Annotated in this window: 21 protein-coding genes; 16 read left to right on the top strand and 5 right to left on the bottom strand. The window is 72.4% G+C overall.

What is annotated here, in order from left to right:
• Positions 1-20: 20 nt before the first annotated feature.
• Positions 21-1,094: an FUSC family protein gene (locus tag DEI94_RS09795; protein ID WP_181435208.1), complete on the bottom strand. Its 1,074-nt coding sequence runs from the start codon at positions 1,092-1,094 to the stop codon at positions 21-23.
• Between the two features lie 315 nt (positions 1,095-1,409).
• Between DEI94_RS09795 and leuC the strand changes: the two genes are divergently transcribed.
• From leuC to DEI94_RS09765, 6 genes are read left to right on the top strand one after another with little or no spacing between them, the layout of a single operon-like run.
• Positions 1,410-2,924, top strand: a complete 1,515-nt coding sequence (leuC, locus tag DEI94_RS09790) for a 3-isopropylmalate dehydratase large subunit (protein ID WP_111013705.1) — start codon at positions 1,410-1,412, stop codon at positions 2,922-2,924.
• Positions 2,924-3,520: a 3-isopropylmalate dehydratase small subunit gene (leuD, locus tag DEI94_RS09785; protein WP_111027139.1), complete on the top strand. Its 597-nt coding sequence runs from the start codon at positions 2,924-2,926 to the stop codon at positions 3,518-3,520. Before leuC ends, leuD begins: the two co-directional genes overlap by 1 nt.
• Positions 3,521-4,888, top strand: coding sequence for a UDP-N-acetylglucosamine 1-carboxyvinyltransferase (gene murA / locus DEI94_RS09780; RefSeq protein WP_111009310.1), 1,368 nt, complete (start codon positions 3,521-3,523; stop codon positions 4,886-4,888).
• 7 nt (positions 4,889-4,895) lie between these two features.
• Positions 4,896-5,720: a lysophospholipid acyltransferase family protein gene (locus DEI94_RS09775; protein WP_258378035.1), complete on the top strand. Its 825-nt coding sequence runs from the start codon at positions 4,896-4,898 to the stop codon at positions 5,718-5,720.
• Between the two features lie 43 nt (positions 5,721-5,763).
• Complete coding sequence (locus DEI94_RS09770; RefSeq protein WP_111009379.1) at positions 5,764-6,789, top strand: NAD(P)H-dependent glycerol-3-phosphate dehydrogenase; 1,026 nt, start codon at positions 5,764-5,766, stop codon at positions 6,787-6,789.
• Positions 6,790-6,793: 4 nt separating this feature from the next.
• Positions 6,794-7,921 (top strand): D-alanine--D-alanine ligase family protein, encoded by a 1,128-nt coding sequence (locus DEI94_RS09765; RefSeq protein WP_111027140.1) that lies wholly within the window; start codon positions 6,794-6,796, stop codon positions 7,919-7,921.
• A gap of 13 nt (positions 7,922-7,934) precedes the next feature.
• On the opposite strand, the gene DEI94_RS09760 is transcribed toward DEI94_RS09765, so the two are convergent.
• The gene (locus DEI94_RS09760) at positions 7,935-8,465 is read right to left on the bottom strand and encodes a DUF3515 family protein (RefSeq protein ID WP_181441838.1); all 531 of its coding nucleotides are present in this window, start codon (positions 8,463-8,465) and stop codon (positions 7,935-7,937) included.
• A gap of 38 nt (positions 8,466-8,503) precedes the next feature.
• Here DEI94_RS09760 and thiL point away from each other — a divergent pair, with 38 nt between their 5' ends.
• Positions 8,504-9,502 carry a thiamine-phosphate kinase gene (gene thiL, locus DEI94_RS09755; RefSeq protein ID WP_111027142.1) on the top strand — a complete coding sequence of 333 codons (999 nt, stop codon included), beginning with the start codon at positions 8,504-8,506 and terminating at the stop codon, positions 9,500-9,502.
• Positions 9,503-9,532: 30 nt separating this feature from the next.
• Here the strand turns inward: thiL and rsmD are convergent, their stop codons facing one another.
• Positions 9,533-10,102: a 16S rRNA (guanine(966)-N(2))-methyltransferase RsmD gene (gene rsmD / locus DEI94_RS09750; RefSeq protein ID WP_111009306.1), complete on the bottom strand. Its 570-nt coding sequence runs from the start codon at positions 10,100-10,102 to the stop codon at positions 9,533-9,535.
• A gap of 84 nt (positions 10,103-10,186) precedes the next feature.
• Here rsmD and DEI94_RS09745 point away from each other — a divergent pair, with 84 nt between their 5' ends.
• From DEI94_RS09745 to DEI94_RS09715, 7 genes are all read left to right on the top strand, one after another.
• Positions 10,187-12,427 carry an ATP-dependent DNA helicase RecG gene (locus tag DEI94_RS09745; RefSeq protein WP_111027170.1) on the top strand — a complete coding sequence of 747 codons (2,241 nt, stop codon included), beginning with the start codon at positions 10,187-10,189 and terminating at the stop codon, positions 12,425-12,427.
• A gap of 26 nt (positions 12,428-12,453) precedes the next feature.
• Positions 12,454-12,936 (top strand): pantetheine-phosphate adenylyltransferase, encoded by a 483-nt coding sequence (gene coaD, locus DEI94_RS09740; protein ID WP_111009305.1) that lies wholly within the window; start codon positions 12,454-12,456, stop codon positions 12,934-12,936.
• Positions 12,937-13,061: 125 nt separating this feature from the next.
• Positions 13,062-13,616 carry a YceD family protein gene (locus DEI94_RS09735; protein ID WP_111009304.1) on the top strand — a complete coding sequence of 185 codons (555 nt, stop codon included), beginning with the start codon at positions 13,062-13,064 and terminating at the stop codon, positions 13,614-13,616.
• Positions 13,617-13,619: 3 nt separating this feature from the next.
• Positions 13,620-13,823, top strand: a complete 204-nt coding sequence (gene rpmF / locus DEI94_RS09730; RefSeq protein ID WP_111009303.1) for a 50S ribosomal protein L32 — start codon at positions 13,620-13,622, stop codon at positions 13,821-13,823.
• A 70-nt stretch (positions 13,824-13,893) separates the two neighbouring features.
• Positions 13,894-14,619, top strand: coding sequence for a ribonuclease III (gene rnc / locus DEI94_RS09725; RefSeq protein ID WP_258378039.1), 726 nt, complete (start codon positions 13,894-13,896; stop codon positions 14,617-14,619).
• The gene (gene mutM, locus DEI94_RS09720) at positions 14,619-15,584 is read left to right on the top strand and encodes a bifunctional DNA-formamidopyrimidine glycosylase/DNA-(apurinic or apyrimidinic site) lyase (protein ID WP_111027144.1); all 966 of its coding nucleotides are present in this window, start codon (positions 14,619-14,621) and stop codon (positions 15,582-15,584) included. Before rnc ends, mutM begins: the two co-directional genes overlap by 1 nt.
• A 38-nt stretch (positions 15,585-15,622) precedes the next feature.
• Positions 15,623-19,324 carry a chromosome segregation SMC family protein gene (locus DEI94_RS09715; protein ID WP_111027145.1) on the top strand — a complete coding sequence of 1,234 codons (3,702 nt, stop codon included), beginning with the start codon at positions 15,623-15,625 and terminating at the stop codon, positions 19,322-19,324.
• Between the two features lie 17 nt (positions 19,325-19,341).
• Here the strand turns inward: DEI94_RS09715 and DEI94_RS09710 are convergent, their stop codons facing one another.
• Positions 19,342-20,358 (bottom strand): TerC family protein, encoded by a 1,017-nt coding sequence (locus tag DEI94_RS09710; RefSeq protein WP_111009299.1) that lies wholly within the window; start codon positions 20,356-20,358, stop codon positions 19,342-19,344.
• Between the two features lie 202 nt (positions 20,359-20,560).
• Here DEI94_RS09710 and ftsY point away from each other — a divergent pair, with 202 nt between their 5' ends.
• Positions 20,561-21,430, top strand: coding sequence for a signal recognition particle-docking protein FtsY (gene ftsY, locus DEI94_RS09705; protein WP_111027146.1), 870 nt, complete (start codon positions 20,561-20,563; stop codon positions 21,428-21,430).
• 52 nt (positions 21,431-21,482) lie between these two features.
• Here the strand turns inward: ftsY and DEI94_RS09700 are convergent, their stop codons facing one another.
• The gene (locus tag DEI94_RS09700; protein WP_111027171.1) at positions 21,483-23,675 is read right to left on the bottom strand and encodes a xanthine dehydrogenase family protein molybdopterin-binding subunit; all 2,193 of its coding nucleotides are present in this window, start codon (positions 23,673-23,675) and stop codon (positions 21,483-21,485) included.
• On the opposite strand from DEI94_RS09700, the gene DEI94_RS09695 reads away from it, so the two are divergent.
• A complete protein-coding gene (locus DEI94_RS09695) occupies positions 23,674-23,970 on the top strand; it encodes a PH domain-containing protein (protein WP_146249513.1) in 297 nt (98 codons plus the stop codon). The genes DEI94_RS09700 and DEI94_RS09695 overlap by 2 nt on opposite strands.
• Positions 23,971-23,997: the final 27 nt, after the last annotated feature.

Here is a 23,997-nt window from a genome sequence, read left to right as displayed (position 1 = left end):
CGTCGGACGGCTCCCGGCCGTCAGACGGTGCGGATCGCGCTCGTCGCACCGAGGGGCCGGCCACGGCGACGCTCGACGGCGCGCCCGGCCAGGAGCAGGAGGACGCTCACGGCCGCCCCGAGCGCGGTCTGCACGATCCGCTCGACCGCGAGACGCTCGGGTGCCTCGGGGAGGCTGAGCCACGAGACGGCGAGGGCGAGCGGCGTGAGGAACAGCAGGCAGACCGCGTAGTTCCGCGCGACGAAGATCTCGGCCCAGAACTGGCCGAGCACCGCGATGAGGACGATCCACCAGTCCGTCGGGTGCAGGAGCAGGACGCCGACGGCGACCACGGTGCCGCCGATGGTGCCGACCACGCGCTGGACAGCGCGCTGGATCGTGTGCCGCTGCCGGAGCGCGGGGAGCGTCGACACGACCGCCACCACCGCCCAGTACGGGTGTCCCAGCCCCGTCGCCTCGCCGACCGCGCCGGCGACGAGCGCGCCGACCAGGTTGAGGCCGACGGTCTCCCACAGGGCGGGACTCCGCAGCACGGCGAAGGACCGGCGTCGTGGCTCGACGAAGGGTCGGAACAGGTGGCGCATCGACTCGCCCCACACGGCCCGGGCGAGGAACCCGCCCATCGACACCACCCAGGCGAACGCCACGGCGCCGAGGACGATCCCGACCACGCCCGGCAGCTGGGCCGGGGTCACCGGTACGAGCGAGCAGACGACGAACGCGAACACGGGGAAGATGGGCTGCGCGGGGATCGCCTGGAGGACCGAGAGCGTGCCGACGGCCACCACGAGGACGACCGCGAGTCCGACCGCCTCGGCCCAGAGCGGCGCCCCGGTCATGCTCATCGCGACGCCGGCGAGCATGCACGCGGCCTGCAGCAGGCCCGCGGTGGTGACGGTGACGACGCGTCGTCCGTAGGGCTCCCGCGCGCCCGGGATCGCGGCGAACCCGGCGAAGAGCGCGAAGGCGGCGTAGCCCGACAGACCGGAACCGATGAGCACGGCGAGCGGGACCCCGCCGGCCACGGCGGCCCGTGCCGCTCCCTCGATGTTGATCGTGCGGGCGGAGTGGGGCGGTCGTTCGGTCGTCGTCATGTCCTGTCCATCATCCCACCGGGCGTGCTGGGGGAGGACGCCCGGACGACGCGCGAGACGGAGAAGAACGACAGGTGTCGTCCTGCTGGTATACCAATCCGCGCCAGCATGCGGATCGGACCGGGAATGGACGCTCGAGGCCCGTGGTTGCGGGCATCCACGGGCCTCGGAGGGCCCGGACGCGAGCGTAGACTCGCTGGACCCGGCGCCCGCCGGGCCCGCGACACGCGGGAGGCGCACCTCGCTCGGGGTGCGCGGACGACCCGGTCGCCGTCCGACAGGACAGGCGACCACACGCATGGGAGGCACGAGGTCATGGGCAGGACGCTCGCCGAGAAGGTGTGGGACGACCACGTCGTGGTCAAGGGCGAGGACGGCACTCCCGACCTCCTCTACATCGACCTCCACCTCGTGCACGAGGTCACGAGTCCGCAGGCGTTCGACGGCCTCCGCCAGGCCGGGAGGCCCGTCCGCCGCCCCGACCTCACCATCGCCACCGAGGACCACAACACGCCGACGCTCGCGATCGACCGTCCGATCGCCGACCCGACGAGCCGGACGCAGATCGAGACCCTGCGGCGCAACTGCGCGGAGTTCGGTGTCCGGCTGCACCCGCTCGGGGACGCTGAGCAGGGGATCGTGCACGTCGTCGGACCGCAGCTCGGCCTCACCATGCCCGGCATCACCGTCGTGTGCGGCGACTCGCACACCTCGACCCACGGCGCGTTCGGGGCCATGGCGTTCGGGATCGGCACGAGCGAGGTCGAGCACGTGCTCGCCACGCAGACGCTGCCGCTCAAGCCCTTCAAGACCATGGCGATCACCGTCGAGGGGACGCTGCGCCCCGGTGTCACGGCGAAGGACGTCATCCTCGCCGTGATCGCGCAGATCGGCACCGGCGGTGGTCAGGGCTACGTCCTCGAGTACCGCGGCAGCGCGATCCGGGCGCTCTCGATGGAAGGCCGGATGACGATCTGCAACATGTCGATCGAAGCCGGTGCACGCGCCGGGATGGTCGCACCCGACCAGACGACCTACGACTACCTCCGCGGACGGGCGCACGCCCCGAGCGGGCAGGACTGGGACGACGCCGTCGCCTACTGGGACACGCTGGCGACGGACGACGACGCCGTGTTCGACGCCGAGGTGTTCATCGACGCCGACGAGCTCGAGCCGTTCGTGACGTGGGGGACGAACCCCGGTCAGGGCGTCTCGCTGTCGGCGACCGTGCCCTCGCCGGCCGACTTCGCCGACGCCAACGCCCGTGCGGGCGCCGAACGGGCGCTCGAGTACATGGACCTCACCCCCGGCACCCCGATGAAGGCGATCCCCGTCGACGCGGTGTTCATGGGCTCCTGCACGAACTCGCGCATCGAGGACCTCCGCGCGTTCGCCTCGATCGTCCGCGGTCGGACCAAGGCCGAGGGCGTCCGGGTCATGGTGGTGCCCGGGTCCGCGCGGGTCCGCCTCGAGGCCGAGGCCGAGGGGCTCGACCAGGTGTTCCTCGACTTCGGCGCAGAGTGGCGGTTCGCCGGCTGCTCGATGTGTCTCGGCATGAACCCCGACCAGCTCGCCCCCGGCGAGCGATGTGCGTCCACGTCGAACCGCAACTTCGAGGGGCGCCAGGGCAAGGGCGGCCGGACACACCTCGTGTCACCGCTCGTCGCCGCGGCCACCGCCGTCCGGGGCACGCTGTCGAGCCCGTGGGACCTCGAGGAGGACGACGCGCGGCGTGCCGTGGACGAGGTCACGCCGGTCGGTGTCGCCGCTGGCCGCACGACCGTCGCCGACGCCGAGGCCGGCGTCGCGCAGCCCGAGGAGGAACACTGATGGACAAGCTCTCGGTCGTGACCGGCGTGGCGGCACCGCTGCGTCGGGCGAACGTCGACACCGACCAGATCATCCCGGCCGTCTACCTCAAGCGGGTGACGAAGACGGGCTTCGAGGACGCCCTGTTCGCCGCCTGGCGGCAGGATCCCGAGTTCGTCATCAACCGTCCCGAGTACCAGGGTGCGTCGGTGCTCGTCGCCGGTCCGGACTTCGGCACGGGGTCGAGCCGGGAGCACGCGGTGTGGGCGCTCCGGGACTTCGGGTTCCGGGTGGTCGTCTCGCCGCGGTTCGCGGACATCTTCCGCGGCAATGCCGGCAAACAGGGGCTGCTGACCGCCGTGGTCACCGAGTCCGACGTCGAGCGCATCTGGGCGGCGATCGATGCCGCGCCCGGAGTCGAGGCGACGGTCGACCTCGTCGCGCAGCGCGTGTCGGTGGGTGATGTGGACGTCCCGTTCGAGATCGACGCATACACTCGATGGCGGTTGATGGAAGGGCTCGACGACATCGGGCTCACCCTCCGCGACGAACCGTCGATCACGGAGTTCGAATCCCGCCGCGCCTCGTGGCGGCCCGAGACATTGCCGGTGAAGTAAGTGAACTCTCTCGTACAGGACGCAGCGGCTGCAGGCGCTCGCGTCGGTCTCAAGTCGGACGAGATCGTCATCCGCGGCGGCAAGCCGCTCGTGGGACGCATCGAGGTCCGCGGCGCGAAGAACCTCGCGACCAAGGCGATGGTGGCCGCGCTGCTGGGCGACACACCCTCGATCCTCCGCGACGTGCCGGACATCAGCGACGTCAAGGTCGTCCGGGGCCTGCTCGAGGTGCACGGCGTCCGGATCAGCGATCCTGCCCGTGGCGAGCTCATCCTCGACCCGTCGAACGTCGAGAGCGCGCACTTCGCCGAGATCGACGCCCACGCCGGGTCGAGCCGCATCCCGATCCTGTTCTGCGGTCCGCTGCTCCACAAGCTCGGCGAGGCGTTCATCCCCGACCTCGGCGGTTGCCGCATCGGCGACCGCCCGATCGACTTCCACCTCGACGCGCTCCGCGCGATGGGCGCCGTCGTGGACAAGCAGGTCGCCGGCATCCACCTCGAGGCGCCGAACGGTCTCAAGGGCGCGAACATCGAACTGCCGTACCCGAGCGTCGGCGCGACCGAGCAGGTGCTCCTCAGCGCCGTGCTGGCCGAGGGTGTCACCGAGCTGCGGAACGCCGCGATCGAGCCCGAGATCATGGACCTCATCGCGATCCTGCAGAAGATGGGCGCCGTCGTCTCCGTCGAGCCGAACCGGACGATCTTCATCGAGGGCGTCGAGAAGCTGCGCGGGTACACGCACCGGGCGATCAACGACCGCAACGAGGCCGCCAGCTGGGCCGCCGCCGCACTCGCCACGAACGGTGACATCTTCGTCGAGGGTGCCAAGCAGCAGGACCTCATGACCTTCCTCAACGTCTTCCGCAAGGTGGGCGGCGGGTTCGACATCCAGGAGGACGGCATCCGCTTCTACCGCGAGGTCGAGGTGCTCAAGCCCGTCGTCATCGAGACCGACGTCCACCCCGGCTTCATGACCGACTGGCAGCAGCCGCTCGTCGTGGCACTGACGCAGGCCGAGGGCCGCAGCGTGGTGCACGAGACCGTGTACGAGAACCGGTTCGGGTTCACGGACGCGCTCAACGAGATGGGTGCGGACATCGTCGTGCACAAAGAGGGACTGCCCGGCCACGACCGTCGAGTCGCTCGTCGTCCCTTCGAGCAGGCCGCGGTGATCACCGGACCCACGCCGCTGCACGGCGCGAACGTGCGCGTGCCCGACCTCCGGGGCGGGTTCAGCCACCTCATCGCCGCGCTCACCGCCAGCGGTGAGTCGCACATCACGAACGTCGGCATCATCAGCCGTGGGTACGAGCACTTCATCCCGAAGCTCCGCAAGCTCGGCGCGGACTTCGACTTTGCCGGGTGAGGGCGCGGTGCCGGACAACGGCACGGGGTCGACGAGCGGGCAGCAGGGCGGCGGGCGCGAGGTCGTCACCGCTGGCCTGCCCACCCCGGGACGGCGGTTCCACCGGGGCGACCTGAACGGTGCGTTCCGGGTCGTCGCGTCGATCGTCATCCCGATGATCCGGGTCGCTGCGCGGTTCCGGTGGCACGGGAGCACGCGGCTGCCGGCCGAGGGTCCGTTCATCGTCGCGCCGAACCACTACACGAACATCGACCCGCTCGTCGTCGGCACGGTCGTGTGGCTGCACCGTCGACTCCCGCAGTACCTCGCGAAGGCCTCGCTGTTCCGGGTCCCGGTGCTCGGGTACTTCATGCGCGGCATGGGCAACGTCCCCGTCGAGCGCTCCGGACGGACCCGCGGCAGCGACCCGCTCACCGGTGGTCGTGCCCTCGTGGCGGGCGGCGGCGGTCTCATCGTCTACCCCGAGGGCACGCTCACGCGCGACCCGGACCTCTGGCCCATGCGCGGGAAGACCGGCGCGGTCCGACTCGCGCTCGAGAACGACGTCCCGCTCATCCCCATGGCCCACTGGGGCACACAGCGCATCATGCCGCGGTACGGGCGCACGCTCCGGCTCTTCCCGCCGTCGCGCGTGGACGTCGCGATCGGCGAGCCGCTCGACCTCTCCGCGTACCGGGGACGTCCGCTCGACCAGCACCTGTTGCAGCAGGCCACCGCCGAGCTCATGCAGGCGATCACCGCGCTCGTCGAGGAGCTGCGCGGCGAGCGTGCACCCGCCGAGCGGTGGGACCCGGCAGCGAACAACCAGAACGAGACCGGCCGCTTTGCCTGACGCGCCCGACCATCCAGGCCGCGGCGCGGTCGACACCGCCGCCATCAACGTCGTCCTCCGTCGCGCCGAGTCGCGACGGGTCGCCGTGCTGGGCGCGGGGAGCTGGGGCACCACGTTCGCCAAGGTGCTCGCGGAGGGCGGGGCCGACGTCGTGCTCTGGGCGCGTCGACCCGAGGTCGCGCGCGAGATCACCGAGACGAAGCGGAACTCCGACTACCTGCCCGGCATCAACCTCCCGCGCACGCTGACCGCCTCGGACCACCTCGACCGCGTGCTCGACGGTGCCGAGCAGGTCTACGTGTCGGTGCCCAGTCAGAGCCTGCGCGCGAACCTCGAGGCGGTCCGGACACTGCTGCCCGTCGAGGCGCCCGTCGTGAGCCTCATGAAGGGCGTCGAGAAGGGCACGGGCCTCCGGATGAGCGAGGTCCTCCAGCAGGGCCTCGACATCGATCCGGATCGGATCGCGGTGGCGTCCGGCCCGAACCTCGCACTCGAGATCGCACGACGACAGCCGACGGCGGCCGTCGTGTCGTCGACGAGCACCGACACCGCGACCGCCGTCGCGGCGACCGCCACGAACCCGTACTTCCGGTCGTTCATCAACACCGACGTCATCGGCACCGAGTTCGGCGGCGTGCTCAAGAACCTCATCGCGGTGGCCATCGGCATCGTCGACGGTGTCGGCTACGGCGAGAACACGAAGGCGTCGATCATCACCCGTGGCCTCGCGGAGATGACCGGGTTCGCGGTCGCCAACGGTGCGCGCCCCGAGACGCTCGCCGGTCTCGCCGGGCTCGGCGACCTCATCGCGACGTGCCAGTCACCGCTGTCGCGGAACAACACCGCGGGCCGACTGCTCGGCCAGGGCTACCGATACGACGAGGTCGTCCGGCAGATGAACCAGACCGCCGAGGGTCTGGCGTCGGTCGCTCCGATCCTGGCGCTCGCCGCCGACCACGGCGTCGACATGCCCATCGTCAGCCAGGTGGGCGAGGTGCTCGCCGGTAGGCTCGACCCGCGGAACATCGCGCCGCACCTGACCGAGACCGACGAACCCCAGGGCGAGTGATCCCATGACGCAGACGACCGCCATCGACGCCCGGCCGGCCGGAGCCGGGGCTCGGACCCGTGTCGTGGTCCTGTTCGGCGGCCGCTCGAGCGAGCACGCGATCAGCTGCGTGACCGCGGGCGGGATCATGGCCGCGATGGACCGCTCGCTGTTCGACGTCGTGCCGGTCGGCATCACCCGTGCGGGCGCGTTCACGTTGCAGTCAGACGACCCGGGCGCTTGGGCCCTACGCGGCTCCGACCTCCCCTCGGTCCCGGACAACGGCACCCGCGTGCGCTGGCCGGACTCGGTCGACTCCCGCGCCCTCGCGGTGGTGCAGGCCGACGGATCCATCACCTCGCTCGGCGACGTCGACGTCGTGTTCCCGATCCTCCACGGCCCCTTCGGCGAGGACGGCACGGTCCAGGGCCTCCTCGAGTTGGTGGGGCTGCCCTACGTGGGCGACGGCGTCCTCGCGAGCGCGGTCGGCATGGACAAGCACCTGTCGAAGGTCGTGCTCGAGCACGCCGGTCTCCGGGTGGCGCCCTGGACGACGGTCCTCCGCCGTGAATGGGACGCCGACGAGGCCGACGTCCTCGAGCGAGCGGCCGCGCACGGGTGGCCGCTGTTCGTGAAGCCCGCGCGTGCCGGGTCGAGCATGGGGGTCTCGCGGGTCGACGAGCCGGGGCAGCTCCCGGCGGCGTTCGCGACCGCGTTCGAGCACGACAGCAAGGTCATCGTCGAGCCACGCATCGTCGGGCGCGAGATCGAGGTCGCGGTGCTCGAGGGGCGCGATGGCACCCCGCGCACGAGCCTCCCGGGCGAGATCGTCGTCGACGAAGCGGGGTTCTACGACTTCGAGGCGAAGTACCTCGGCGGCGACGAGCAGCTCCGGTGTCCCGCCCCGCTGTCCCAGGACGAGACCGACGAGGTCCGGTCCATCGCCGCCCGCGCCTTCGAGGCGATCGCCGGTTCGGGCCTCGCACGGGTCGACTGCTTCCTCACGGACGACGGGTTCGTCGTCAACGAGGTCAACACCATGCCCGGGTTCACCCCGTTCTCGATGTACCCCCGATGCTGGGCCGCGTCCGGGCTGCCCTACCCGGACCTCGTCCGCGAACTCGTCGAGCTCGGGGCGGTCGCCGTCCGCTGACCGGTCGTGGCGGTCAGCCCGCCTGGGTGGCGCTCGCCGACGGCGTGGCGGGCGCGGAGGGCGTTGCCACGTCCGAGGGGTCGAGGCACGCGTGGCCGTCCTTCGGCAGGGTCGACACGGCGTCCCCGATGTCCTGCAGCACGTCGCTCGTCGCCGCCGTCGGATCGAGCGCGACCTGCACGGCGGGCGAGCGTCCGAACGTCGTGTAGACGATCGAGTCCTTCCGGGCGTCCCGGATCCAGTCGACCGATCCGAGGGTGAAGCACGGCAGGTCGGACACGGTCGGCACGGGCACGCCGCAGTGCAGGACCACGGCTGCCGGGGTGCCCCAGACGGCCGTGGACTGCGCGTTCGTGGCTCGGATCGCGAGCTTCGACTCGACGGTGGTGGGCAGGCGCACCTGGACCGCGGCGCAGGCCGCGGAGTTCGCCGCCGGCGCCGGTGTCAGCGTGACGGCGTCAGCACAGCCCGCGAGGGCCGCGACGAGGCCGACCGCCAGGGCGATCGCCCCGAGTGCCCGGGGGAGTCGGCGCGAGGAGTGCATCGCCATCAGGCTACCCGAGCGGGCGGTACGGTCGGAGAGTGCACGACAGCGACGACACGGTGGGCAGCGTCGGCGAGCTCGGCGTGCTCGCTCGGATCACCCGTCGGCTCCCGTCCGCCGCATCCGCCCTGCTCGGCCCGGGCGACGACTGCGCGGTCGTCGCCGCGCCGGACGGACGCTTCGTCGTGACGACGGACATGATGGTGCACGGCCCGGACTTCCGGTGGGCGTGGTCCTCGCCGACGGACGTCGGTTGGAAGGCGGCCGCGACGAACCTGTCCGACGTCGCTGCGATGGGGGCGCGCCCGACCGCGTTGCTCGTGGCGTTGGCCGTGCCGCCGCAGACCCCGGTGGGCGTGCTCGAGGCCATCGCCGACGGGTTCGCGGCGGCGTGTGCCACCCTCGCCCCGGGTTGCGGCGTGGTCGGCGGCGACCTGTCGACGTCGGCGACCGCGACGGTGACGGTCACGGCGTTCGGGGACCTGGAGGGCCGGGCGCCGGTGCTCCGGTCGGGCGCACGAGCGGGTGACCAGGTCGCGGTCGCGGGTGAACTCGGCGTCGCGGCCCGGGGACTCGCGCGGCTGTTCGCGGAGGGGGTCGACGACCGCGGCGAACCGGACGCCGAACGGACCGCGGCCTTCCTGGCGGCCTCGCCCGGGGGGACGGACCCGGGCGTCGAGCGGCAGCGTCGCCCCCGTCCGCCGGTCGCCGCGGGGGTCCTCGCCGCCCAGGCCGGGGCGACCGCGATGCTCGACCTGTCCGACGGGCTGGCGATCGATGCCGGTCGCGTGGCCCAGGCCAGCGGTGTCACGATCGACCTCGACCCGTCGGTGGTCCCGAAGGGGCCGGCCCTGCACGGCGGTGAGGACCACGGACTGTTCGCGACGTTCCCACGCGGGTCGGGCCTCCCGGCCGGGTTCCGGCGGATCGGGACGGTCGTGTCGGCGGCCGGTGCGCCGGGCGTGACGCGGGGGGGCGTCCCGGTGTCGACGCAGGGGTGGGACCCGTACGTGGGCTGGGACGGCGCCGTCGGCTGACACCAGGGACGAGCGCGGTGGGCGCCGGGGTCAGTCCGTGATGTCGGGCGCGGCCTCCCACGCGACGGTGTCGCCGTACGTGCGCTTGCTCCAGGCCTGGAGGCCGTCGGGCCAGGTCGGCTGCGGCGACCTGGTGCTGCGTTCCACGACCACGAGCGCCTCCGGCCCGAGCCGGGGGACGAGGGCCGCGAGCACGGCCTGGATCTCGTCCTCGTCCACCTCGTACGGCGGGTCGATGAACACCAGGTCGAAGCGGCGACCGGTGGATCGGAGGTACCCGAGCGCGGACTGTGCGTGGACGTCGATGTGGGTGGCGCCGCCGGTCCTCCGCTGGACCGACCGGGCGTTCTCGCGGCAGGCGGCTGCCGCGGGTGCTGCGCGGTCGACGAGCACGACCTCGACCGCGCCGCGTGACGCCGCCTCGAGGCCCAGAGCGCCCGTGCCGGCGTAGAGGTCGAGCACCGCCGCGCCGGCGACGAGTCCCCGCGCGTCGAGCGAGGAGAACAGGGCCTCGCGCACACGGTCGCTCGTGGGTCGCGTGCCGGCCCGCGGCACGCGCAGCGTCGTGGAGCCAGCGGCCCCCGCGATGATCCGGGTCACGCACGACACCGTATCGGCACCAGCGGACGTCGTGCACGGCTGGGAGGCCCGGTGCATGTCGGCGGGAGCGACTACCGTTGCGACGTGGTCACCGCCAGTCCCGCGTCCGCGTCGTCCCCGGCAGTCACCCCGGACCCGCTCGACGCACGGTTGAGTGGGGTGCTCGGCGGCCGCACCGCGACGGCCTTCGAGAAGGCGTTCGGCATCCGCACGGTGGGCGACCTGCTCGCGCACGCCCCGCGGCGGTACGCCGAGCGCGGCGCGCTGACGGCCCTCGACGAGCTCGCGGTGGGGGAGTCCGTGACCATCGTGGCCGAGGTCGTGGACGTCCGTGAACGGACGATGCGGCAGCGGCGCGGGTCCATCCTCGAGGCACGCATCGGCGACGGCAACGGCATCCTCACACTCACGTTCTTCAACCAGGGCTGGCGCGCGAAGGACCTCGTCGCGGGCGCACGCGGCATCTTCGCGGGCAAGGTGTCCGACTACCGGGGCGCACGGCAGCTCGCGCACCCCGACTACGAGCTGTTCGACGCCGACGACCCGCGGGCCACGGCCGACGCCGACGGCGAGCAGGCGATGCGCTGGTCGCGACAGCCGATCCCGATCTACCCGGCGACCTCGACGCTGTCGTCGTGGCAGATCGCCAAGGCCGTCGGGGTCGTGCTCGACACGTTGCCCGAGCTCGAGGACCCGGTGCCGTCGTCGGTGCGCGCCCGACTGGGCCTGCTCGGGCACCGGCGCGCGCTCGAGCTCCTGCACCGGCCCGAGCGGACCGCCGACTGGAAGGCCGCGCAGGACGCGCTCCGGTACCGCGAGGCCTTCGTGCTGCAGACCGCGCTCGTCCGACGGCGCCTGGCCGCGCGGGCGACCGCGTCGACGCCGCGGGTCGCGGCGCCGGCTGGCGTGCTCGAGCGCTTCGACCGGCACCTCCCCTTCACGCTGACGGACGACCAGACGGCCGTCGGCGTGGAGATCGCCGCCGACCTGGCCGAGCACCACCCCATGCACCGGCTCGTGCAGGGCGAGGTCGGATCCGGCAAGACCCTCGTGGCGATCCGCGCGATGCTCACGGTGGCGGAGTCCGGCGGCCAGTCGGCGCTCATCGCACCGACGGAGGTCCTGGCGGCGCAGCACCTCCGCTCGATCGTGCGGTTCCTCGGACCGGACCTCGCCGCCGAGCTCCGGCCGGTGATCGTCACCGGTTCCCAGTCCTCCCGCGAGCGGCAGCGGGCGCTCCTCGCGGCGGCGAGCGGCGGGTCACGGCTCGTCGTCGGCACGCACGCGCTCCTCGGCGATCGGGTCGACTTCGCCGAGCTCGGCCTGGTCGTCGTCGACGAGCAGCACCGGTTCGGCGTCGAACAACGCGAGGCCCTGCGCACCAAGGGCAGGACCCCGCCGCACGTGCTCGTCCTCACCGCGACCCCGATCCCGCGCACCGTCGCCATGACCGTCTTCGGCGACCTCGACGTGTCGACGATCCAGGGGCTGCCCTCGGGGCGGGCCGGCGTCGAGACCCACACCGTCGCCCTCGCGGACCACCCGGGTTGGGAGCACCGGATCTGGACCCGGATGGCCGAGGAACTGGCGTCCGGGCGGCAGGCGTTCGTCGTGTGCCCGGCCATCGAGGACGGCTCGGTCGAGGAGGGCGAGGAAGCCGGCGACGACGCGGTCCAGGCCGACGCGGGCGCAACGGGTCCCACTCGTCGTCCCCCTGCCACCGTCGTCGGGACGGCGGAGCGGATCCGCGCGATGCCGGAGCTGCGGGACCGGCGGATCGCGGTCCTCCACGGCCGGATGCCCGCCGAGGACAAGGACGCCACCATGACCGCGTTCGCCGCGGGGGACGTCGACGTGCTCGTCGCGACGACCGTGATCGAGGTCGGCGTCGACGTCCCGAACGCCTCGATGATGGCGGTCCTCGACGCCGACCGGTTCGGGGTGTCCCAGCTGCACCAGCTCCGTGGGCGCATCGGGCGTGGCGGTCACCCGGGCGTCTGTCTGCTCGTGACGAGCGCCGAGGACGGCACACCGGCGCGCGAGCGCGTGGACGCGGTGGCTGGCTCGGACGACGGGTTCGAGCTCGCACGCGTCGACCTCGAACTCCGACGTGAGGGCGACGTGCTCGGTGAGCGACAGTCGGGCGGCCGGTCGTCGCTGACGCTCCTGCGGGTCGTGCGGGACGCCGACGTCATCGTCGATGCCCGGGGCGAGGCGGAGCGGCTGTTGACGGCGGACCCGACGCTCGAGCGCCACGCCGTGCTCCGGGCCGCGCTCGACCGACGCCTCGACGAGACCGACGCGGCGTTCCTCGGCAAGAACTGACACGGCGGCGTCGGTAGGGTCGGTCCATGCCCCAGATCGCCGTCGTCCCCGGCTCGTTCGACCCCGTCACCGTCGGGCACCTCGACGTGATCCAGCGTGCCGCCACGATCTTCGACGAGGTCCACGTCCTCGTCGTGCACAACCCGGACAAGACGAGCAGCCTCTTCGACGCCGCGGAACGGGTCCGGCTCATCGACGCCGCGCTCGACGAGGCCGGGTTGCACGACGGCGTCCGGGTGGAGTCGTGGTCCTCCGGTCTGCTCGTGGACTACTGCCGGCAGGTCGGTGCGCGCGTGATCGTCAAGGGGGTGCGGTCGAGCGCGGACGTCGCGTACGAGACACCGATGGCGGCCGTGAATCGCGACCTCGCGGGCGTCGAGACCGTGTTCGTCGTCCCCGAGCCCGGTCGCTCGCACGTGTCGAGTTCGCTCGTCCGGCAGGTCGCGTCGCTCGGTGGGGACGTCTCGCCCTACGTGCCGCGGGTCGTGGCGGAGGCCCTGGCCCACTGACCCGGAGCGGTGACCGTCGGTGGCGGGCGCCGCCGTCCTGCCCGCACCGCACCGGGTGCGCGCCGCATGCTGGCGCTCGCTCTCGGGCGGGATGCGCGGTAGGATCGATCCTCGTGCCTGGCTTCGTGAACACCCCGTACACCCTGCCGGTGCGTGACATCATGCACCGCCCGGGCGAGATGCGCGAGCACGTCATCGACGTCGAGCTCGCGGAACCGTTCGGTGCCGGACAGGTCGCCGTACCGGTCGGTGGGGCGCTCCACGTCGAGGTCCGACTCGAGGGGCTGCACGAGGGGATCCTGGTGTCCGGCCACGCCGACGCCGAGGCCGTCGGCGAGTGCAGCCGCTGTCTGATCGACATCACCGAGCCGGTCGAGGTCGATTTCACCGAGTTGTTCGCGTATGATGCCTCGGAGGATTCTGATCTCCAGGTTCACGATGATCACGTGGATTGTGAACCGGTGATCCGAGACGCGGTGGTGCTCGCACTGCCGTTCCGACCGGTTTGCCGACCGGACTGCCCAGGACTGGACCCGGTGACGGGTGAGCGCCTGGCGGACGTCGGCGAGCGTGTGACCCCTGAGGTCATCGACCCGCGCTGGTCCGCGCTCGCAGCACTCCGAATCGACACCACCGACCCCGACGGCGCTCGTCCTGACGCCGACAAGGAAGAGAGATAAGCCATGGCCGTTCCCAAGCGCAAGAAGTCGCGCGCCAACACGCACGCCCGCCGCTCGCAGTGGAAGGCGGCGCCCGTCGCGCTCGTGAAGACCGTCGAGAACGGCAAGGTCACCTACAGCCTCCCGCACCGCGCCAAGGTCGTCGAGGACAGCGCCGGCACCGCGCTCTACATGGAGTACAAGGGCCGCAAGGTCGCCGACGTCTGATCGAGGCGGATCAGTGCGTGCAGCGTCCGGTTCCCGTGGGTCGACCCCCGCGGAGTCGGACGCTGCACGTCTGCTGGCCGTCCTCGACGTCGACGTCGACCCGGATCTCGTCGACCTGGCGTTGACGCATCGCTCGTTCGCATACGAGCACGGGGGCATCGCGCACAACGAGCGACTCGAGTTCCTCGGTGACTCGATCCTCGGGCAGGCCGTGACGGTCAAGCTCTACCGCGACTACCCGGATCTGGACGAGGGCGAGCTCGCCAAGCGACGCGCGAGTCTCGTGTCGACCGTCGCCCTCGCCGAGATCGCCCGCATCATCGGCCTCGGCGCCTTCCTCAAGCTCGGTCGCGGCGAGGAGCTCACGGGCGGCCGGGACAAGTCGTCGATCCTGGCCGACACGGTCGAGGCCGTCATCGGCGCGACCTACCTGTCCGCGGGGCCGGACGTCGCCACCGCGCTCGTGCTGCGCCTCGTGGAGCCCCTGCTCGTCGACCCCGACCGCTTCGGCGCCGCGATGGACCCGAAGACGAGCCTGCAGGAACTGGCGTCGGCACGGTCCCTCGGCAACCCCGCGTACCGGGTCACCGAAGAGGGCCCCGACCACGACAAGACCTTCCACGCCACCGTGGTGCTCATGGGCGAGGACATCGCGAGCGGTACCGGATCGAGCAAGAAGAACGCCGAGATGGCCGCGGCGCTCGGCGCGTGGACGCGACTGTCCGGCCGCGGCGAGGAGTCGGTCGACCTCCTCGCGGCGGACGGCCCCGACGCCGGCAAGGGTGACGCCCGCTAGTGCCCGAACTCCCCGAGGTCGAGGTCGTCCGCGCGGGCCTCGAACCGGCCGTCACGGGCGCCCGCGTGCTCCACGTCCACGTCGTCGACGACCGCGCTCTGACGCGACACCGGGGCCCGGCCGAGGACTTCGTCGCCCGCCTGACCGGGCGCACCGTGCAGGCCGCCGTGCGGCGCGGCAAGTTCCTGTGGATGCCGCTCGACGACGTCGGCGCGGGTCCCGAGGCCCTCGTGGCGCACCTCGGCATGAGCGGTCAGATCCTGCTCGGTCGGGACCGCCCGGCCGCTCGGCACCGCAGGGTGGTCCTCGCGGTGCAGCCCGCGGGCCGGACCGCCGACGGCCTCGTCGAGCCGCCGGTCGAGCTCGAGTTCGTCGACCAACGGACCTTCGGTTCGATGGCGGTCGACGCGACCGTCCCGACCGTCGACGGCGCACCCGCGGGGCACGCCGGTGCCGCCGACCAGGCGGATCCCGACGGGGCGTGGCGACGGCGGATCCCGACGCAGGTGTCGCACATCGCACGGGACCCCCTCGACCCCGCGTTCGACGACGCGCGGTTCGTCGCGCTCGCGCACCGGCGGCACAGCGGCATCAAACGGGTGCTGCTCGACCAGGGTGTGGTCAGCGGGATCGGCAACATCTACGCGGACGAGAGCCTGTGGGCGGCCCGGCTGCACCACGACCGCCCCGCCGACGCACTGAGCCGGCGCGCGCTGACCGGCCTGCTCGACGAGGTGCGCGCGGTGCTCCGCCGGGCGCTCGAGGACGGCGGCACGAGCTTCGACGCCCAGTACGTCAACGTGAACGGGCAGTCCGGGTACTTCTCCCAGCGGCTCGCCGTGTACGGGCGACAAGGTCAGCCGTGCCCCCGCTGCGGGGCGACGATCGTGCGCGAGGCGTTCATGAACCGCTCGAGCCACCGCTGCCCCGTGTGCCAGCGACGGCCGCGGTCGCGCCTGGGCTAGCCTGTGCCCACCGATCGCGCGAGCATGGAAGGCCGTCCGTGTACCTGAAGAGCCTGACCCTCAGGGGGTTCAAGTCCTTCGCGCAACCGACGACCTTCGCACTCGAGCCGGGCGTGACCTGCATCGTGGGTCCCAACGGCTCGGGCAAGTCGAACGTCGTGGACGCCCTCGCGTGGGTGATGGGGGAGCAGGGCGCCAAGACGCTCCGCGGCGGCAAGATGGAGGACGTCATCTTCGCCGGCACCTCGACGCGGGGACCGCTCGGCCGCGCGCAGGTCACCCTGACGATCGACAACAGCGACGGCGTGCTCCCGATCGAGTACGCGGAGGTCACGATCTCGCGGACCCTGTTCCGGAACGGCGGGAGCGAGTACGCCATCAACGGCGAGAACTGTCGCCTGCTCGACGTCCAAGAACTCCTGTCGGACACGGGGCTCGGCCGCGAGATGCACGTCATCGTCGGGCAGGGACAGCTCGACAAGGTGCTCCACGCGACGCCGGAGGACCGACGCGGCTTCATCGAGGAGGCCGCCGGCATCCTCAAGCACCGTCGGCGCAAGGAGAAGACGCTCCGCAAGCTCGACGCGATGCAGGCGAACCTCACCCGGTTGTCCGACCTCGCCGGCGAGATCCGGCGTCAGCTGAAGCCGCTGGGACGGCAGGCCGAGGTCGCGCGCAAGGCGCAGTCCGTGGCGGCGGTCGCCCGGGACGCGCGGGCCAGGATCCTCGCGGACGACGTCGTCCGGCTGCGGCGGGAGCTCGCCGAGCACCTCGCGGTCGAGGCCGGCCGGAAGAGCGAGCGCATCGTGCTCCAGGAGCGGCTCGACCAGGCGCGCATCCGACAGCAGCACGTCGAGCAGACGATGGTGGGTGACGACGTCGACCGGGCGCGGACGGTGCTCCACGGCCTCGAGAGCGTGCAGGAGCGACTGCGGGGGCTGTCGACCCTCGCGAACCAGCGCCTCCTGCTGCTCGCCCAACAGGCGGACGTGCCCGCCCAGGGCCCCACCGTCACCCCGTCGATGGTCGCGGACGCGCGGGACGAGGCCGAGCGTCTCGAGGCGAACGCCGAGGACCTCCAGGGCGCGCTGGCGTCGGCGGCCGAGCGCGTGGCCCGGGCGCGTGCGTCGCTCGACGCCCTCGACGAGGAGATCGCGGCGCAGAGCGCACTCGTGTCGCAGCACGACCTGGACGCCCAGCGCCTCGGCAACCGCGTCGACGTGGCACGGCAGCGGCTCGCCTCCGCCACGGCCGACCGTGCCCGTCGGGAGCGGGCGCTCGCCGAGGCCGAGGAGCGTGCCGGACGCGCCGAACAGGAGCTCGCCGGGGTCGCCCGCGACCCGGGACTGGACGCGGACGAGGACGACCTGGCGCAGCTGCTCACGGACGCCCGGGCGGCGCTCGAGGGCGCCCAGTCGCGACGGGACGAGGCGCGGGAGCGGCTGCATCGGCTCGAGCGCGAGCGTGACGCCCTCGCCGCACGCGTGACCGCGCTCGGGCTGTCGCTCGACGTCCGCGACGGCTCACAGGCGCTCATCGACGCCGGGCGCGCCGGGGTGCTCGGCCGGCTCGCCGACCACATCCGGGTCGCCGCCGGGTACGAGGCCGCGGTCGCGGCCGCCCTCGGCGGACTCGCCGACGCGGTGCTCGCCGCCACCCGGTCCGCCGCGCTCGACGCCGTGACCGCGGCACGGACGAACGACATCGGTCGCATCGACGTCGTCGTCGCCGACGCCCCGGGCACGGGATCGCACCTGCCCCCGGCCCTCCCGTCCGGCGTCCGTCCGGCACTCGAGGTGGTCGACGGGCCTCCCGCGATCGTGGCGCTGCTCGCGGACACCGTCGTCGTCGAGCCGGGCGCGGACCCGGCCACGGCCGACCTGGAGGCCCTGCTCGCCGCCGTCCCGCAGGCGACGGTCGTCACCGCCGCGGGTGACGTCGTCCGCGCGGTCCTCGTGACGGGCGGCGGGGAACGCGCGACGTCGCGGCTCGAACTCGTGGCCGAGCGGGACACGGCCGCGAGCCGGCACGTCGAGGTCGTCGCGGCCGCCGACGCGGCGGGCACCGACCTCCGAGCTGCGCGTGACGCCGTGGACGCGGCACGCGCCACGGCGGACGAGGCCGACCGCACCCTCCGCGCCCACGTGGCCGCGAAGGCGGCGTTCGACCGGGCGTCGGCGACCGCGCGCACCCGCGCGGAGAACGCGCGAGGCGAGGCCGACCGGCTCCGCGCCGCGCTCGCCGAGACCGCGGGCGCCGTCGAACAGGCGGAGCAGGCGCTCGCCGTCGCAGACCAGGAGCACGCCGCCTTCCTCGCCGCACCACGGCCGATCCTCGACGCGTCCGCGCGTGACGACCTCCTCGACGACCTCGAGGCCGCGCGGAGCGACGAGATCGACCAGCGCATCCGGGTCGAGACCATCCGCGAGCGGGCGCGCGCCGAACGGGCGCGGGGCGCGGCGTTGGAGCGGCAGCTGGCCGCGGAGCGCGCGGCCGCCGACGAACAAGCGCGCCTCGCGGTGATCCGTCGCCGGCAGATCGAGGCCGCCGAGGGGGTCATCGCCGACCTCCCCGCGGTCCTGGACGCCGTCGATCGCTCCGTGGCTGAGGCCCGCGTCCGGCTGACCGCCGCCGAGGCCGACCGTGCGCGGCGGAAGACGGAGCTCCAGACCCTGCGGGCCGAGGAGCAGTCCCTCCGCGACCGGCTGCAGTCGGTCACCGACGGCCTCCACGGGCTCGAGATGGAGATCTACGAGAAGAAGCTGCACGTGTCATCGCTGCTCGAACGCGCCGGCAGCGAACTCGGCCTGGTCGAGCAGGTGCTCGTCGCCGAGTACGGCCCCGACGTCCCGGTCCCCGTGGACGTGCTCGTCGACCCCCGCGTGCGTGCGCGCCAGCACCGCGAGGCGATGCGCGCGGCGGGAGTCGACCGTGACGCGGATGTCGACGCCGACGCTGACCCCGCGACGCTCGATGCCGAGGTCTCCACACTGCCCGGCGGCCCCGCGCTCCCGGACCCGGACGCCGCGCCCCGCTCCGAGACCGAGGTCCCGACCGTGCCGTACGTGCGCGCGGAGCAGGAACGCCGGCTCCGCGACGCCGAACGGGACCTCGGACAGCTCGGCAAGGTGAACCCGCTCGCGCTCGAGGAGTTCCAGGCGCTCGAGCAGCGGCACCGGTTCCTCACCGAGCAGCTCGACGACCTGACGAGCACGCGGGGGGACCTCCTCACGATCATCGAGGAGCTCGACGGCAAGATGCAGGAGATCTTCCGCTCGGCGTTCGAGGACACCAAGCGGGCCTTCGACGAGGTGTTCCCGATCCTGTTCCCCGGCGGGACGGGCACGATCGAGCTCACCGATCCGGACGACATGCTCGCCACCGGCATCGACGTCGCCGTGCGCCCCGCGGGCAAGAAGATCGACCGGCTCACCCTGCTGTCCGGCGGCGAGCGCTCACTCGCGGCGATCGCGCTGCTCGTCGCGATCTTCACGGCCCGGCCCAGCCCGTTCTACATCATGGACGAGGTCGAGGCCGCGCTCGACGACGCCAACCTCGGGCGACTCCTCACCGTGTTCGGACGCCTCCGGACCTCGTCGCAGCTCATCGTGATCACGCACCAGAAGCGGACGATGGAGATCGCCGACGCGCTGTACGGCGTCTCGATGCGGCAGGACGGCGTCAGCGCGGTCGTCGGGCAGCGCGTGCAGCTCGCGGAGCGCGAGCGCGCCGCGAGCTGAGCGCCCCGATCAGCGGATCAGGCCTCGACGCGCTGGTCGTGATGGCCGTCGAGCGGTTCGCCGCGGCGGACCCGCCGCGCGGACACGACGAGGCTGACGATCGTCGCCACCGCGACGACGAGCACGATGAACGACAGCGAGAACCAGATCGGGATCTCCGGAGCCCACTCGATGTGGTGACCGCCGTTGACGAACGGGAGCTCGTTGACGTGCATGGCGTGGAACACGAGCTTCACGCCGATGAACCCGAGGATGACGGCGAGTCCCTGCCCGAGGTAGATGAGGCGCTCGAGGAGCCCGGAAATGAGGAAGTACAGCTGTCGTAGACCGAGCAACGAGAACGCGTTGGCGACGAAGACGATGTAGGCGTCCTGCGTCAGCCCGAAGATCGCGGGGATCGAGTCGAGGGCGAAGAGCACGTCCGTGAGGCCGAGCGCCACCATGACGAGCGCCATCGGCGTGAGGAGGCGACGGCCGTCGACCTTCGTGGTGACGCGGTCGCCGTCGTAGTCCTCCGAGGTCGGCAGGATGCGGCGCAGCACGCGGATCAGCCGCGACTCGCCGGCGCTCTCGTCCTCGTGCCCGCCGCGCGCCTGACTCCAGGCGAGCCAGAACAGCAGCGCGCCGAACAGGTAGAAGACCCACGAGAAGTTGTCGATGATGACGACGCCGAGGGCGATGAACACGCCGCGTGCGATGAGCGCGATCGCGATGCCGACGAGGAGGACCTTCTGCTGGTAGGCGCGCGGGACCTTGAACGCGGTCATGATGATGAGGAACACGAAGAGGTTGTCGATGCTCAACGACTCCTCGGTGATCCACCCGGCGAAGAACTCGCCGCCCGCCTGGTGGCCGCCGAACGCCCAGACGCCGAGGCCGAAGAGGACCGCGATCCCGATGTACACGAGCGACCAGGTCGTCGACTCGCGGATGGTGGGCTCGTGCGCCTTGCGCACGTGCGAGAAGAAGTCGAAGACGAGGAGCGCGAGCACCAGCGCGATGGTGCCGAGCCAGACGGCGATGTGGACGTCCATGTGGATCCTCCAGTAGGGCCGTTCCCGGAATCGGGGACGACGACGACTGAAGGTCTCTTCCGCCGCCCGGACGAGCGGCCGATGGCACCGGGCCCGGATCGTCCCGGACCGTACTGACGGCACCACCGCGGGAGGAATACTCCCCTTCGTGGTGCCAGGCTACCGGTGATCGCGCGCGTTCGGCCCGCTCTAAGCTGGGAGCATGGCGAGTTCCTGGTCCCTCTCGAGTCGGCTCCGCGGGTTGTTCCAACGGCGCACGATCGACGAGACGACCTGGGAGGACCTCGAGGCCGCGCTCATCGGTGCCGACTTCGGGCCGGACATCACCGAAGAGGTCGTCGATGACCTCCGTGCGCAGGTCGACCGGTACCAGACGACCGATCCGGCGGACCTGAACCGGATGCTGCGCGAGGTGCTCGAGGAGCGCCTGTCGAAGCTCGACACCACGCTGAAGCTGTCGAACCGCCCGGCCGTCGTGCTCGTCGTCGGTGTGAACGGCGTCGGCAAGACGACGACGATCGGCAAGTTCGCCAAGTTCCTCCGTACCTACGACCGCAGCGTGCTCGTGGGCGCCGCGGACACGTTCCGTGCCGCGGCGGTGGAGCAGGTCGCGACGTGGGCGCAGCGCGCCGGGGTCGAGGTCGTGCGACCGCAGCAGCCCGGACAGGACCCCGCGTCGGTGGCCTACCAGACCGTCGACCGGGCGATACGCGAGGGGATCGAGATCGTCGTCATCGACACCGCCGGCCGCCTGCACACCAAGGCGGGCCTCATGGACGAGCTCTCGAAGATCAAGCGCGTCGTCGAGAAGCAGACGGAGATCGCCGAGGTGCTGCTCGTCCTCGACGCCACCACCGGGCAGAACGGCCTCGCGCAGGCGCAGGCGTTCATCGAGGGCGCGGGCGTCACCGGTCTCGTCATCACGAAGCTCGACGGCTCGGCGAAGGCCGGGTTCGTGCTCAGCGTGCAGGAGAAGACGGGGATCCCCATCAAGCTCATCGGCCAGGGCGAGGGCATCAACGACCTCACCGGGTTCACGCCCCACGTCTTCGTGCAGAACCTCGTCGGCTGACCGTTCGACGCCTGGACGGTGACCGTGCCCGGGTGTCCGAACGGGCGCCGCATCAGGCTCGGGCCGGCATCCGATCGACGAGGGCGTCCGGTCGGATCGGCAGGCGACGGACCCGCACGCCGGTCGCGTCCCAGACGGCGTTCGCCAGCGCCGCGGCAGCACCGACGATCCCGATCTCCCCGATCCCCTTGCCGCCGAGCGGCGTGAGGTCCTCGCCGGGTTCGTCGAGCCACTCGGCGTGGATCGACTCCACGTCCGCGTTCGTCGCGACGTGGTACGTGGCGAGGTCGTGGTTGCCGATGTCGCCCGCCACGGGGTCGATCTCGGCGTCCTCGTGCAGCGCCATGCCGATGCCCCACGTCATCCCACCGACGAGCTGCGCTCGGGCGGTGCGGGCGTTGTAGATGCGGCCCGCGGCGAACACGCCCACCATGCGGTCGACCCGTACCTCGCCGGAGTCCGTGTCCACGCGGACCTCGACGAACTGCGCGCCGTACGCGTGCCGCGACCGCTCCGCGAGGTGCTGCACGTCGTCGTCGGTCCGCTCCGTCACCGAGAGACCGGAGGACGGCACGACCGCTCCGCGCTCGAGTCGCTCTCGCAACGAGCGGCAGGTCTTGTCGACCGCCCATCCCCACGAGGTCGTCCCGAACGACCCCGCACCGAGCGCGGCCTGCGGGAGCGTCGAGTCGGCGATGTGCATGCGGATGCGGTCCACCCCGACCTCGAGGGCATCGGCCGCGACCTGCAGGAGCACGGTGCGGGACCCGGTCCCGATGTCCGAGGCGGCGACGCCGACGGTGAACGTCCCGTCCGCCTCGGCGGTGACGGTCGCTCCGCTCGGGACGACGCGAGCGGGGTAGTAGGCGGCGGCGACACCCGCGCCCACCAGCCACCGTCCGTCGCGACGCATGCGCGGCTCGCGGCCACGGGCCTCCCACCCGAACAGCTCCGCCCCCCGGCGGAGGCACCCGACGAGGTTCCTGGTGCTGAACGCCGCCCCGTCGATCGGGTCGACGTCCGGCTCGTTCCGGAGGCGGAGCTCGACGGGATCGATGCCGAGTGCGGCGGCGAGCTCGTCCATCCCCGATTCGAGCGCGAAGCTCCCGGGTGCCTCTCCGGGAGCGCGCATGAAGCGGGGTGTCGGCACGTCGAGTGCGACGTACCGGTGCGAGGTGCGGCGGTTCGGTGCGGCGTACACGTGGCGGGTGCAGTCCGCCACCTGTTCGACGAACGTGCCGATCGTGGAGGTCTGGGTGCGGACGTCGTGACCGATCGCGGTGAGCGTGCCGTCCGGACGCGCTCCGAGGCGGATGCGGCTCGCGGTCGGCGTGCGGTAGCCACCGATCGAGAACACCATCTGCCGCGTGAACACGAGCTTCACACGACGGCCGGTGACGAGTGCGGCCATGGTGGCCAGGGGCAGATCGGGCTTCGGCGAGCCCTTCGAGCCGAACCCGCCGCCGACGTGCTCGGTGCGGAGCCGGACCGCGCTGTCGTCGATGCCGAACAGGTCGGCGACCACACCTGCGGCCAGGGACGGCCCCTGCGTCGCCTCGATGAGCTCGAGCCGGGCACCGGCAGCGGCGCGTGGTCGACCGTCCTCGTCCTGCTCGCGCGACGGGCCGACCCACCACGCGGTCGCGGCGTGCGGCTCGAGCGGGTTGTTGACCTGGGGTGGCGTGGTGTAGGTCGCGTCGAGGACGACGTCCGCGTCGGCGAGCGCGCGGTCGAGGTCGCCCTGGTCGGTGTCCGGCTCGAGGTCGCCGTTGATCGACTCCGGGGCGACGAACACCCCGGGGGCGTCGTCCGGACCGAAGGATGGTTCGTCGGGGAACACCGTGTCCGCCGGCTCGGCGTCGTAGGTCACCCGGAGCGCGGCCGCGGCCGCCCGCGCGGTCTCGAAGGTCTCCGCGACGACGAGCGCGACCGGTTCGCCCCGGTAGTGGACGCGGTCACTCTGCAGCACGAAGAGCTCGGTCGTCGGGACGGCGGTGAGCCGTGGTGCGTCGTCGGCCGCGATCACGGTGACGACCCCCGGCATGGCGAGCACCGCCTCCCGGTCGATCGCCACGACCCGGCCGCGTGCGATCGCGGCCTGCACGACCCACGCGTAGCAGGCGACGTCCTCGCCGCCGGTCTCGGCGGCGTACCGAGCCCGTCCGCGGACCTTGTCGGCGCCCTCGACCCTCGGGAGGGGCGCGCCGAGCACCGGTCCACGTCGCTGCTCGTCCACCGACTCCATGCGCACCGCCTCGTCCACGACCACCTGCGCGGCGATCTCGAACCCTTCTACTCCCGGACAGCTCGCGCCCGCGGGGCTAGCGTCGACGGTGGTCGGGCGGTCGCCCGGCCGTCGGCTCGACCCGGAGGCTCTCATGCGCTGGCTCCTCACCATCGCGATCATCGTCGGCATCGTCCTGCTGGTCGTCGGTCTGCTCGGCGCAGCCCTGCGCATCCTGCTCTGGATCGGGATCGTCGTGCTCGTGATCGCGGTGATCGGGTGGTTGGTGCGCCTCGTCACCGGTCGTCGCGCCTGACGACCGGCGCGCGCGCCCGCGGTGGGC

Origin of the sequence: Curtobacterium sp. MCBD17_040, assembly GCF_003234805.2 — a bacterium.
Taxonomy (GTDB): Bacteria; Actinomycetota; Actinomycetes; order Actinomycetales; family Microbacteriaceae; genus Curtobacterium.
This window is presented reverse-complemented; position numbering and strand designations above follow the sequence as displayed.